The sequence below is a fragment of the Saonia sp. genome (assembly GCF_056326165.1).
In genome coordinates, this window is record NZ_JBWFBN010000003.1 from 221,143 (window position 1) to 234,068 (window position 12,926).

The window sequence follows — 12,926 nt, forward strand, 5'->3', positions numbered from 1 at the left end:
TTAGCAATTTCATGTAGTTATGGCAGGTAGGTTCTTTTTATATATTGCGTTATGCATTATCTCTATAAAAGGAGCTGCACAAGTACCAGATTGCACTCAGCTTAGTTTTCCGGTAAATTTTGAGTTCAATGTCCCTCTTGATGTTGTTATCCAATGGGATGTTTCCCCTAACGCTACCAGTTATATTTTAACAGTAGGTACTGCATCTGGAGCCACGGACATAGTAGACAATTTAGATGTTGGTAATGTAACTGCATATACTTTTGTTTCGGACTTACCTCCAATTAGTAATATATATGTCAATATTACTCCCGTAAATTCCTTTGGGCCTGCAACAAATTGTATGGAATTCAGATTTTCAACAATTGCAATTTCCCCTCCACGATGCACAAACATTATAGACCCTACCGATGGTGCAACCTTGGTGTCGGTTACTGCTAATATTACATGGATAAGAGATTTTAGTGCAACTGGATACAGAATGTTGATTGAAGAAAATTTTGTTGGTGGCGTTAGACTTTTGGACAATGTGGATGTTGGTAATGGCACTAATTATAAACCGCCAGATTTTAAGCCGAATACACTTTATTTTGTGACCATGATTCCGTATAACAGTTATGGCCCTGCCGTAGGATGCACCCCTATTTCATTTAGAACTGGTGATGCCCCTCCGCCACCTCTGCCATTGGAGTGTTCACTATTGATTTCTCCAAGAAATGGAGAAATAGGTGTTTCTACAACTACCGGATTGTCTTGGTTTCCTGTGGCTGATGCTACTGGTTATTTGTTATCTGTTGGTACTACAACCGGTGGTGTGGACATTGTTAACAATGCAGATTTAGGAAACGTAACTAGTTTTGAGTTTACAAATCCATTGCCAGAAGGGCAAAGAATAGTTGTGACCCTAGTGCCATACAATGATGACGAGATTGCCCATAATTGTATAGAGGCTTTTACAGTGGAAGGGGAATTAATAGAACCATCAGTAGTCCTTCCAAAATTCTTCACACCAAATAATGATGGTATCAATGATTTATGGATAGTAACCGAGGATACGGACTTTCCAATCACCCAAGTCTTTATTTTTAACAGATATGGCAAGCTGTTAAAACAACTGTTGGCCGGCCAATCTTGGAATGGAACTTTTAACGGGAAAATGATGCCTTCAGACACTTATTGGTATATAGCAAATTTGGAAGATGGCTTTGAACAAAGCGGGTTTTTTATGCTCAAAAGATAAAGTGTTAAAAGAACGTTTAAATTGATGCTTCTTATTTTCTAAAAAACTAACTTGTACCTTTATTTTTTATTAAATATCCAAAAACCAAAACTTTTAAATAACAAAAACCAATCTAATGAAACACTATATTGCATTTTTATTATGTTCTGTTCTTTTATCAACAAGTTGTGCTCAAAAGAAAAAAACAGAAGATAACGCCCCTGATGATATTGCAACCCTATTTTTAAATTCTCTTGATGCTGAACAAAAAGCAAAGACCTTGCTTAAGCAAAATGACTCACTAAGAACAGACTGGCACTTTTTTCCGTCAACTATGTTCAAGCGTGAAGGGATTCCTTTAAAAGAACTAACGGATGTTCAAAAAGAATTAGTTCACAAACTATTAAAAACTTATCTAAGCGCTAGTGGGTATGAAAAGGCTATGGGTGCCATAGAAGTTGAAGGCATATTAGGCGACCTTACCAATGATCATGTTTTTAGAGATACAGGGCGCTATTATACTACATTTTATGGAGAGCCAAATTCTGAAAAACCATGGAGTTGGGCTTTTGAAGGACATCATGTTTCTTTAAATTTTACCATCAGTGGTGATGAAGTTACGTATGTACCCATGTTTTTTGGTGCAAACCCTGCCGTAGTGATGGAAGGTCCACGAAAAGGGCATCGTTCTTTGGTAGATGAGCAAGATTTAGGCATAAAACTCATCAACCTTCTTAACGAGGAACAACAAGAGAAGGCCATAATCCAAGATTCTACTTATAATGACATTTTATCCCTTAACAAAACTGAGGTTTCACCAATGGAGAATGAGGGCATCGCTGTATCAGATTTGGATGCTATTCAACAAAAAATGGTATTCCAGTTAATCAATGAGTATATTTCTTCTGCTCCGGATAAAGTGGCGGTTGAAAGGGGCGCTAAAATTGAATCCGAAGAACTTGCTGACATTTACTTTGCGTGGGCCGGTGCCAAAGAAGTGGGATTGGGCAAAGCACATTACTATAGAATTCAAGGACAGACTTTTTTAATCGAATTTGACAATTCGCAAAACAATGCGAATCATATCCACGCTGTTTGGAGAGATTTTGATGGCGATTTTGGAAGAAATCTTATTAAAGAACATTATGAGAATTCAGACCATCATCATTAATTGATTCTAAATTTTTTTATTAACAATAATCAACCTAAAAAGATGAAGTACTTAAATGCTTTTGCCTTAATAGTAGTTGTACTATTTGGCTCGTGTAAAGAAAAGAAAAAAGCAGAAACTGTTGTTTCTGAGGTAGAAGAAATAAAGGAAGCTGCATTAACTCTTAAATGGACAACAGATACCCTTTTAACAACATCAGAATCTGTTATCTATGATAGCAAAAGAGATATTCTCTATGTTTCTAACATAGCTGGTGTTCCAGATGAAGCTGACGGAGTTGGGTTCATATCAAAAGTGAACCTAGATGGGGAAATAACTGAAGTAAACTGGATTTCTGGTTTAGATGCCCCAAAAGGACTAGGCATTGTTGGGAATAAACTATATGTTACAGATATTACCAATTTAGTTGAAATTGATATTGAAGCTGGCCAAGTTTCTAAAACAATCCCAATTGAAGGTTCCGTTTTCTTAAATGATATTACAACTACCGTAGATGGCAAAGTGTATATAAGCGATTCTAATGGAGGAAACTTCTTTATTTATGAAAATGGCACAGCTACCAAACTCTTGGAAGGTTTAGCGGGGCCTAATGGATTACTGAGCGACGGCGACACCTTTTTAATGGCTTTATGGAATGACAAAACGTTGAATACGGTAGATTTGGCCACTAATGAGATTACTGTAAAAACTGAAGGGATAGAAAACCCTGATGGTATTGAAGCAGTAGGGGACGGGTCGTACTTAGTCTCTAGCTGGCAAGGGCAAATACATTTAGTAAATGCAGATTGGAGCAAAAAGATTTTGTTGGATACAAGTGCAGAAGAAATTGGAGCGGCGGATATTGAATTTATTCAAGAAAAAAACTTGTTATTGATTCCAACTTTTTATAAAAACGGATTAACAGCCTACGAGCTTAGCAAGTAAACTATTTAACATGAACAAAAAAATGATTTGGCTAGTGGTGCTGTGCTTATATAGCTCCACATATCTTTTTTCACAGGATTACACGCTTAGTTCTTATGATGAAAATTTAAAAATATCAGTAAACATTGTACCAAAACTTAATTGGTCGGTCTCATACAAGGGAAAAGAAGTTATTACTGAAAGTGAAATTGCATTGGAGCTTGGTAGTGGTAAAATTTTGGGCCATAGTGCTATCGTAAGGAAAGCAGTAGAAACCTTTACGGATAGTTCCATAAAACCAGTTATAGCTCAAAAAAATGCTACAATAGAGGATAAGTACAAACAACTGACCTTGACCTTTAAAAATGGTTTCTCTGTAGAATTTAGAGCCTATAATGATGGTGTTGCCTATCGTTTTATAACCAAATTGGGTAAAGAAATTACGATTAAGAATGAAATAGCGGATATAAATTTTCCAGTTAATACAACCAGTCTTTTTCCAGAAGAGGAAACCTTAGTTTCGCATTACGAAAGAGCATACATACCAACCAAAATAGATACACTTTCAACATCAAAATTTGCTTCGCTTCCTGCCTTAATGGAAGTGGATGATGTAAAAATTGTAGTAACAGAATCTGATTTGTATGACTATCCAGGAATGTTTCTTTATGGAACCAATGGTAATGGATTTACAGCTAGTTTTCCAAAAGCTGTTAAAGAAGCAAAACCGGCACCAGGAGCAGAAGACCGTAATGAGGTAATTATTTCTGAAGATTATATCGCTAAAACTTCAGGAAAAAGAAGCTTTCCCTGGAGAACATTTGTAATTACGGATGATGATAGACAAATTTTGGAAAGCGAATTGGTATATAAACTTGCACGTCCACTTCAACTAGAAAGTACAGATTGGATAAAACCAGGGAAGGTTGCTTGGGATTGGTATAATGCAAATAATATTTATGGGGTAGATTTTAAATCTGGAGATAATACCGATACGTATAAATATTACATTGATTTTGCAGCAAAATATGGGCTAGATTATATAATACTGGATGAAGGTTGGTCCAAAACCACAACCAATGTTCTAGAATCTAACCCAGAAATTGATGTGCCGGTCCTTGTAAATTATGGCAAGGAAAAAAACGTAGGTATTGTTTTATGGTCCTTATGGAAACCCATTGATCAAAACTTAGATGCTGCGTTGCAACTCTATAAAAAATGGGGCGTAAAAGGCATTAAAATCGACTTTATGCAGCGTGCGGACCAACAAATGGTTAACTACTATGAACGTGTGGTAAAAGAGGCTGCAAAATATGAAATGCTAATAGATTATCATGGGGCATACAAGCCAGCTGGCTTGCGTAGGGCTTACCCAAATATGATATCGTATGAAGGTGTAAAAGGAAATGAAAATAATAAATGGAGTGCAGATGTTTCTCCAGAACATAACGTTACACTTCCGTTCACAAGAATGGTTGCTGGTCCCATGGATTACACTCCAGGTGCTATGATAAATGCTCAACTTGCCAATTTTAGAATGGTCTTCCCTCGTCCTATGAGTTTAGGAACGCGTTGCCATCAACTGGCAATGTATGTTATTTATGAAAGTCCTTTACAGATGTTGTGCGATTCACCATCAACCTATTTAAAAGAAGCGGAATCAACAGAATTCATCAGTAAAATGCCAACTACTTGGGACGAAACTATTGCATTAGATGCAAAGGTTGGTGATTATGTGCTTATGGCAAGAAGAAAAGGGGATAGCTGGTATATAGGTGCTATGACAGATTGGGCAGAAAGAGAACTTAATGTTGACCTTTCCTTTCTTTCTGATGGAGATTACCATGCGGAAATCATGAAAGATGGTGTTAATGCTAATCGCTATGCTCAGGATTACAAAAAAGAAAATCTTGACGTTACCAACACAACGTCTTTAAATATAAAACTGGCTCCCGGAGGTGGTTGGGCAGCAATACTCACAAAACAATAAACTAAAAACTTAAATTATGAACTCTAAAAAAACATTTTTTGCCATTGCTATATGTACGTTATTCGCATTTCAGGCATTCTCACAAAAACAATTCAAGGTCTTTTTATTCACCAAAACAGCTGGATGGCACCATGCTTCCATCTATGATGGTGTTACTGCAATGCGTGGGTTGGCAGAACGCCATAATTTTGATTTGGTATGGGAAGAAAATGCAGATCGTTGCTTTACTGAAAACTTTTTGAAAGATATTGATGTTGTTGTGTTTTTAAATACGACTTCGGATGTACTCAATGATAAGCAACAGGCAGTATTTGAAAAATTCATTCAATCTGGTAAAGGATATGTTGGCATTCATGCAGCCTCTGATACGGAGTATGACTGGCCATGGTACAATCAATTAGTAGGGAAAATGTTCAAAATCCACCCAGCTCAACAAACTGCCATGTTAGATGTGGCCGATGCTAATTTCCCAGGAATGGAAGTTTTCCCAAAACGTTTTATGTGGACAGATGAATGGTATGAATTCTTAGAAGAGGACTACTCAGAAGTAAATGTTTTGCTAACATTAGATGAAACCACTTATGAACCATATGCAAAGTGGGGAGATAATATTGGAGAAGGTATGGGTTACCATCCAATCGCATGGTATCATGAATTTGATGGTGGACGTTCTTTCTTCACAGGTTTAGGTCATATTTCGGGTGTTTATAGCGAGCCTATGTTCTTACAACATTTATATGGAGGAATCTATTGGGCAGCTACTGGTAAAGGAATCAAAAAATAAGTTTTGAATTCTATTAGAATAGTTAAGTGTTTAAGGCTTGTAAAAACGGGGGTTGTTCTTTGTTTTATGAGCCTTTCTGTTTTTTCCCAACAACACAAAGATGTTATTTATGCTGAAATAGGAGAGCGAAAGCTACTAATGGATATTTACCTGCCAGAAAACAACCCTAACCCACACTTGGTGGTTTGGGTACATGGTGGTGCTTGGCATTCCGGTTCTAAAGAAAATCCGCCAAAAGGACTTCTAGAAAATGGGTATGCCCTGGCCAGTATAGATTATAGATTGAGTGTTGAAGCGCCATTCCCTGCAATGATTCATGATATTAAAGCTGCTATTAGGTATTTACGAGCCAACAAAAAAAAGTATGGTTATGATGCAACTAAAATTGTTATAGCTGGTTCTTCTGCAGGAGGGCATTTAGCAGCGTTAATAGGTACTGTTAATGGGAATACAATCTTAGAAGGAACTTTAGGGAACCATCTTGACACAAGTTCTGATGTACAAGCAACAATCGATTTATATGGCCCCTCAAATTTTTTAACCATTCTACAACAATCAACACCGCATGGAATTAGTGTAAGAGCTCCAGCACTTGCAGTCTTATTGGGTAAACCTGTGGATATGGCTCCAGAATTGGCAAAGTTAGCAAGTCCTGTTTATCAAGTAGATGCCATGGACCCACCAATGTTTATTGCACATGGTGACCAAGACAACCAAGTTCCCATTAATCAAGCACACGAATTACATGGAGCACTTAAAAAAGCTGGTGTTAAGGTCCAGTTAGAGGTGGTGCATGGAGCAGGGCATGGTTCGCCCGATTATTATCAACCAGAATTCACGCAAAAAATAATAGCATTTTTAAACCAGGTATTAAGGTAATTACATGTACTATGAAAAATAATAAACTTCTTTATGTTTTTATTGGTTTACTAATTCTGATAAGTACTTCTTGTAAAGCACAATCTGAGTTAACTGCAGATGATGTTGTTTCCAAAATAAAAGAGAATGTAACAGTAGAATGGAGTCAAGAAACTGTGGACACCTATAAGGGTGGAACCCCACAAATGAAGGTTACTGGTATAGCTACCACATTTTTAGCAACATTGGATGTATTGCAAAGAGCAAAAGAAAAGGGATTGAATATGATTATTACCCATGAACCCACTTTTTATAATCATTATGATACAACAGACCAGTTTGAAGGAGATTCCATTGTAGCAGCAAAACAGAAATATATTAAGGACAATGGTTTGGTGGTTTTTAGGTTTCATGACCACATACATAGAACATCACCAGATGGTGTTTTTAAAGGAATTGTAAGTAAATTAGGTTGGAGTGATTACGAACAACATCAACGCCCTTATGTATATAAATTACCAGAATTAACAATTGCCGAATTAGGGAGTCAACTAAAAGAAACTTTTGGTACACCAACCATTCGAATTGTTGGAAATCCTGAAATGAAAATTACAAATGTCGGACTTGTGTTAGGCGCAGCTGGTTCTACTTCACAAATACGAAGTTTGCAAAGAGATGATGTAGAAGTCCTTATTATAGGGGAAACCCATGAATGGGAAACCGTAGAATATGTACGTGACGCCGTGACCCTAGGTAAAAAGAAAGCACTTATCATTATTGGCCATGCAAATTCTGAAGAAGCAGGAATGGACTACTGTGCAGAATGGCTCAAAAATTTTATTACAGAAATTCCAATTGAATTTATCGAGGCTGGAGATCCATTTTGGACGCCGAAATAACCATTATATTCTAACATTTCTATATCATTATATACAGCATCTTATTCGAATATTGCTAATGCTAATAATATCTTAATTTTTTAACTAACGACCATGTTTTTAGTATTTTAGTATCAATCAACTAAAACCAAACCAATGCGCTACACAATCACATTCTTATTCCTTTCTTTATTTTTTTCTGTTTCCTGCAAGGGAAAAAAATCTGAAGCTCCCAAAGAAGCTGAAACCCAAATAGAAGAAGTTAGTAAATGGACCAGTCTGTTCAATGGAAAAGACCTAGATGGATGGACCATGAAAATTGTAGGTCATGAATTAGGTGAGAATTTTGGAAATACTTTTAGAGTAGAAAATGGTATTTTAAGTATTAGATATGATGCCTATGAAGACAATTTCAATAATAGATTTGGTGCTCTTTACTTTAATAAAAAACTTACTAACTATCGCTTAAAAGTGGAATATCGTTTTGTTGGTGAAACCTGTCTTGGTGCACCGGAATGGGGGTATAGAGATAGCGGTGTTCAATATCATTGTCAATCACCAGAAACTGTAGGTTTAAATCAAGCTTTCCCTGTTTCTCTAGAATACAATCTTCATGGAGGTAATGGTACCGATGAAAGGCCCGTTGGGGAAATTTGCGCTGGTGGTACTTTTGTAGAAGTCAATGGTGCTAAAAACACATCTTATTGCACCCCGGCAACCGTAAAAAGAACATTTCATGGAGACCAATGGGTAACCTTAGAAATTGATATTAAGGACGGTAAAATATCCCATTTTGTCAATGGAGAAGAAATTTTAAGTTATGAAAACCCTACTTATGACCCCAACCATGAAGTTGGCAAAACGTTAATTGTAGATGGTGATGATAGGGTAAAAGATGGGTATGTCTCTCTACAATCCAACAGCCATCCTATTGATTTTAAATCGATACAACTAATGGAATACTAACAAATAGAAAAGTATCAATATGAAATATTCTAACCTATTAATAACTTATATAGTAGTACTTTTTGGATTTACAGCTAATTCCCAAGAATGGGAAGTGTTGTTCGATGGAGAAAATACAGATAAACTACGCGGGTATAAAATGGATGTCTTCCCAGCTGATGCTTGGGAAGTTGTAGATGGTGCAATTTCCACCATTACCGATGTGCAAAATGTAGACATTGTTACTAAAGAAATGTACACTGATTTTGAACTGAATTTTGAATGGAAAGTTTCAAAAGCTGGAAATAGTGGTGTCTTTTTTCACCTTCAAGAAATATTTGATATGGAAGCAGGTAATGGCAACAGTCCCAATTGGTTAAATGATTTTGAATTTCAAATTTTAGATGATATTGACTTCTATGATAAAGACCCTAAACGCTCAGCTGGTTCCTTATATGATTTAATTACCCCTAAAAACAAAAAACTAAAACCAGTTGGGGAGTACAATACCGCAAAATTAATTGTAAAGAACAACCATGTAGAACATTGGATAAATGGTAATAAAGTAGTTGAATATGTAATTGGTGGAGATGAGCTTAATGCACTTTTAGCAAAAAGTAAGTTTAGTGAAAACCCCGATTATGGAAAATCTAAAGTTGGTCATATTATGTTTCAACATCACGGACAAAAAGTGTGGTATAAGAACATTAAAATTAGAAGGCTTTAAATTCCACTTTATATGACCAAGAAACTCATAGCGTGCTTTCTATTTGTTACAATAATTTTTGGATGTAAAACAGAGAACAAAAAGAAAGAGCTCCAGAAAGCATTAACTAATGAAGAAACCTTGGCATGGGTGGCAAGCAATATAGATAGTGTATTGGCAAGAAAATCTTTTAAAGCCACCAACAATCTAGAACTTCCATACCGTTTGTTTAGTCCAACTGCGCAACAAAAAAAAGTGCCATTGGTTGTCTTTTTACATGGTAGGGGAGATCGCGGCACTGATAACGGCACTCAAATCTATAAGAGCACCGGATTATTTATGAATGAAATGTCATTGGTCGCACCTAATATGCAGGCTAAATACCCTAGTTATGTATTGGCACCACAATGTTCTGATAAAACTATTAATGAAGAATGGGCAAAATGGGTAGGTAACACACCTGAAACGCCTTTTTTGGGGCTAGGGGATGACGGTTCATATACAATGAACCCAGAACCTTCAGAATCTGGGGCGGCAACATTAGAGCTTATTGATTCTCTTATTAAAAATTTACCCATAGATACTGATCGTGTTTACATTATTGGAAAATCAATGGGTGGTTTTGGCACTTGGGAATATACAGCTCGGAGACCAGATTTGTTTGCAGCCGCAGTACCAATGGCTGGGTATTCGGACCCAAATCAGGTAGAAAAAATTAAGCATATCCCTTTTTGGATATTCCATGGAGGAAGTGATGAGGGTAATCCAGTAGAAGGTTCCAGAACCATGTATAAATTATTAACAGATGCAGGAGCCACAGTTAAATACACAGAATATGACGGAGCCAATCATGGGCAGTCTTTTACGAAAGCTTTTAATGAGCCAGAGCTAATCCCTTGGATGTTTGCGAATAAAAGAGGGGAGTAAGTATGTATTTTTGATCTACAACTTGGAACTCTTCGTTACTTAATCCTTTAACCTAATATCTATTACCCCATTGGCACCTCTAACCCCATAAAATGCTGTTTCAGAAGCATCTTTATAGATTCGAACAGATTTTATATCATTGACTGCAATAATACTTGACAATTCAGAAAATGAGCTATTGAATTGATTGCCATTGACTAAAAACATAGGTTCAGAGGACATATTAATCGAATTTCCGCCAGACCTAATTAAAATGGAAACGTCTGAACCACTTCCTCGTACGGAAACACCTGAGAAACGTCTAAGATAATCGGCCAAAGAAATTTCTGGTTGTAGGTTTGTAATGGTATTTTTTTCTGTTTCCTCAACTGGAATATTCATTTTTGCAGTATCTCCAGTGCTTTTACAACTTCCTAAAACAAGGAGTAGAGCTATCAGGACAAAATTTTGGATTTTCATAAAAAAATTAGATTATAACTTCTTAAAGGTACTAAAAAATGCCAAAAAAGTAGTGTTCAATTCTGTTCAATAGGAGAACTAGCAGCTTAATTGGAGTAGGGTTGACATTAAAAAGCGTTCGAGAGTGGCAAGTCATCGATAAAACAAGTATAAATGCACTAAAAAATGAAGCAAATCGTTTATTCTAGGTAATCAAAACTTACTAAGAATGAAAAAGAATAGTTTTACAAGAATCTTATATGTGTTTACCTTAATTCTAGCTATTGGCTGTAGTAAAGACAATGAGAGCATAAATGAACAAGAAATAACAGGTGCACAGGTTAGAACTGTCCTAGAGGCCGATGATATTGCTGGAATAGCAGATACCATTGTTTCAGATGTATATATTGACGCTAATTCCATCTCAGGAAAAACTACCCAAAAATCAGCAGAATGCTATGAGGGTGCTCATGGAGAAACTGGTTTTACCCTAACGTTTACGGATTGTACGGCATTGGATGGCAAACTTATGAATGGAACCATAACGGTTCTATATGGTCAAGGTGAGGGGAGTACAACCTTTACTGCTACCTATACAGACTTCTCTGTAGGAGATATATTAATCAATGGTACCAGAAGTTTTTCATTTGACAGTAATATGGAAGCTAACTCCTATGCATTTACTGTTACCAGTGATATGACCGTGGTTATGGAAAATGAGGATGTTATTTCCGTGAATGGTACTAAGGAATTTGGGTTTGAATTTGGTGAAAGTTTTGAAACTAGCACTTTTTCTGTTGATGGCACTTGGACCATAAAAGTTAATAATGATACCTATAACATTGATGTTACAGATATGCTTGTTGGTAACTTGTCATGCACGTACTTTACAACAGGTGCGGCAACATTTAGTAAAAATGGATTGACCGTGGATATTGATTTTGGAGATGGAGAATGTGATGATTTAGCGACAATGACATATCCCAATGGAGTAGTTAAAGAAATTCATTTGGATAACTAACAAATGATAAACATAGAATAATAAAAGCCCAGTTTAATTACTGGGCTTTTTGTTTAGAATACTTTAAAAACATATCCCAATAGCCAATATAAAATAATAAAGACCACAACAGTACCAACACAACTACATTTACCGCCACCAATTTTTTTGGCTCCAATACCTGCAAGAACAGCTCTTATTAATTTTTCCATACTTTAAAATTAGTATTTATATATAATATACAAAAGGGACAAGAGAGTAGTTTGTCAATCTATAAAACTTTCTATTTTACATAATATAAATTATAGTACATTTTATAATATTGGTTTATCCAGTGGATGAAGCAATATTTAAGAATGATGGCGCGCTGGCGAAATTCCACAAAGGTTGAATCAAATGATAGCTATAATTAGTCGTTATGTAAAATAGCCGCTACCAAACGCTCGATTGTTTTATAAAATCAAATTGCTCTGGCAATTTATTTTACACACAATTATCCAACGCTTGCCTGAGTTTATACTGAGCTTGCCAACGCCATTTAAATGCTAACCTTTTAGATTCATTTAAAATTCTCGTATTCGATGAAATGTCTGCAAGATTTTTTTCTACGAGATTCTCGTCAGCTTGTCGCAACAGCTAAAATTTTCTCTCCGAGCAAAATTCTTAGCCCTTGCTAACCTCTCGTCTTGATTGAATCTTTTCTTTAGCACTTTTAACATTATGTAAAATAGGAATTAAATACTATAACCAGCAAGCGTTTCTTTTATCTTTTTTTCTTGATAAAAAAAGAAACAAAAAAATCAAGGCTTACAGATAATTTTAGAAACAATGTACGGCTCAGTCGCTATATTCTAGAAAGCATTCTAACTCTTAAGACTGCTTTTGAACTTCTTTAAACATTATACAGGTCATTAGACTGTATTGCGAGCCCTCTAGAATATGGCCGCTCTCCTCACCTATTGTTTTACCAAAATTCTCTTAGGCCAAAAGCCTATAAAGATAAATTCAAAATCAAGAAATTCTTTAGGGGTTCAAGTGATTTATGATTCAAATCCCAATATTCACTTAAGTAATTTCTGTTCTTTTCATTTGACCGTTCCATACCTG

General features: G+C 36.0%; 13 protein-coding genes. 11 read left to right on the forward strand and 2 right to left on the reverse strand.

Features of this window, described 5'->3' with window-relative positions; all coding sequences use genetic code 11:
• Positions 1–19 precede the first annotated feature (19 nt).
• The 10 genes from AC000W_RS05010 to AC000W_RS05055 all read left to right on the forward strand — a co-directional run bounded on the left by AC000W_RS05010 (position 20) and on the right by AC000W_RS05055 (position 10,381).
• A complete protein-coding gene (locus AC000W_RS05010; RefSeq protein ID WP_474746564.1) occupies positions 20–1,240 on the forward strand; it encodes a T9SS type B sorting domain-containing protein in 1,221 nt (406 codons plus the stop codon).
• Positions 1,241–1,355: 115 nt separating this feature from the next.
• Positions 1,356–2,390, forward strand: a complete 1,035-nt coding sequence (locus AC000W_RS05015; protein WP_474746566.1) for a DUF3500 domain-containing protein — start codon at positions 1,356–1,358, stop codon at positions 2,388–2,390.
• A 42-nt stretch (positions 2,391–2,432) separates the two neighbouring features.
• Positions 2,433–3,314, forward strand: coding sequence for an SMP-30/gluconolactonase/LRE family protein (locus AC000W_RS05020; RefSeq protein WP_474746567.1), 882 nt, complete (start codon positions 2,433–2,435; stop codon positions 3,312–3,314).
• A 10-nt stretch (positions 3,315–3,324) separates the two neighbouring features.
• Positions 3,325–5,283 carry a glycoside hydrolase family 97 protein gene (locus AC000W_RS05025; RefSeq protein ID WP_474746568.1) on the forward strand — a complete coding sequence of 653 codons (1,959 nt, stop codon included), beginning with the start codon at positions 3,325–3,327 and terminating at the stop codon, positions 5,281–5,283.
• A gap of 16 nt (positions 5,284–5,299) precedes the next feature.
• Entirely contained in the window at positions 5,300–6,067 is a 768-nt protein-coding gene (locus AC000W_RS05030) for a ThuA domain-containing protein (RefSeq protein ID WP_474746569.1), read from the forward strand.
• Between the two features lie 3 nt (positions 6,068–6,070).
• Entirely contained in the window at positions 6,071–6,946 is an 876-nt protein-coding gene (locus tag AC000W_RS05035) for an alpha/beta fold hydrolase (RefSeq protein ID WP_474746571.1), read from the forward strand.
• 11 nt (positions 6,947–6,957) lie between these two features.
• Positions 6,958–7,824, forward strand: a complete 867-nt coding sequence (locus AC000W_RS05040) for a Nif3-like dinuclear metal center hexameric protein (RefSeq protein WP_474746572.1) — start codon at positions 6,958–6,960, stop codon at positions 7,822–7,824.
• A 135-nt stretch (positions 7,825–7,959) separates the two neighbouring features.
• Positions 7,960–8,769, forward strand: a complete 810-nt coding sequence (locus AC000W_RS05045; RefSeq protein WP_474746573.1) for a 3-keto-disaccharide hydrolase — start codon at positions 7,960–7,962, stop codon at positions 8,767–8,769.
• Positions 8,770–8,788: 19 nt separating this feature from the next.
• Positions 8,789–9,475 (forward strand): 3-keto-disaccharide hydrolase, encoded by a 687-nt coding sequence (locus AC000W_RS05050; RefSeq protein WP_474746575.1) that lies wholly within the window; start codon positions 8,789–8,791, stop codon positions 9,473–9,475.
• Positions 9,476–9,487: 12 nt separating this feature from the next.
• Positions 9,488–10,381, forward strand: coding sequence for a carboxylesterase family protein (locus AC000W_RS05055; protein ID WP_474746576.1), 894 nt, complete (start codon positions 9,488–9,490; stop codon positions 10,379–10,381).
• A 39-nt stretch (positions 10,382–10,420) separates the two neighbouring features.
• Here the strand turns inward: AC000W_RS05055 and AC000W_RS05060 are convergent, their stop codons facing one another.
• A complete protein-coding gene (locus tag AC000W_RS05060) occupies positions 10,421–10,840 on the reverse strand; it encodes a TonB-dependent receptor plug domain-containing protein (protein ID WP_474746577.1) in 420 nt (139 codons plus the stop codon).
• A 208-nt stretch (positions 10,841–11,048) separates the two neighbouring features.
• On the opposite strand from AC000W_RS05060, the gene AC000W_RS05065 reads away from it, so the two are divergent.
• Positions 11,049–11,840 (forward strand): hypothetical protein, encoded by a 792-nt coding sequence (locus AC000W_RS05065; protein WP_474746579.1) that lies wholly within the window; start codon positions 11,049–11,051, stop codon positions 11,838–11,840.
• Between the two features lie 53 nt (positions 11,841–11,893).
• On the opposite strand, the gene AC000W_RS05070 is transcribed toward AC000W_RS05065, so the two are convergent.
• On the reverse strand, positions 11,894–12,031 hold the full coding sequence (locus AC000W_RS05070) for a hypothetical protein (protein WP_474746580.1): 138 nt from the start codon (positions 12,029–12,031) through the stop codon (positions 11,894–11,896).
• Between the last annotated feature and the right edge of the window lie 895 nt (positions 12,032–12,926).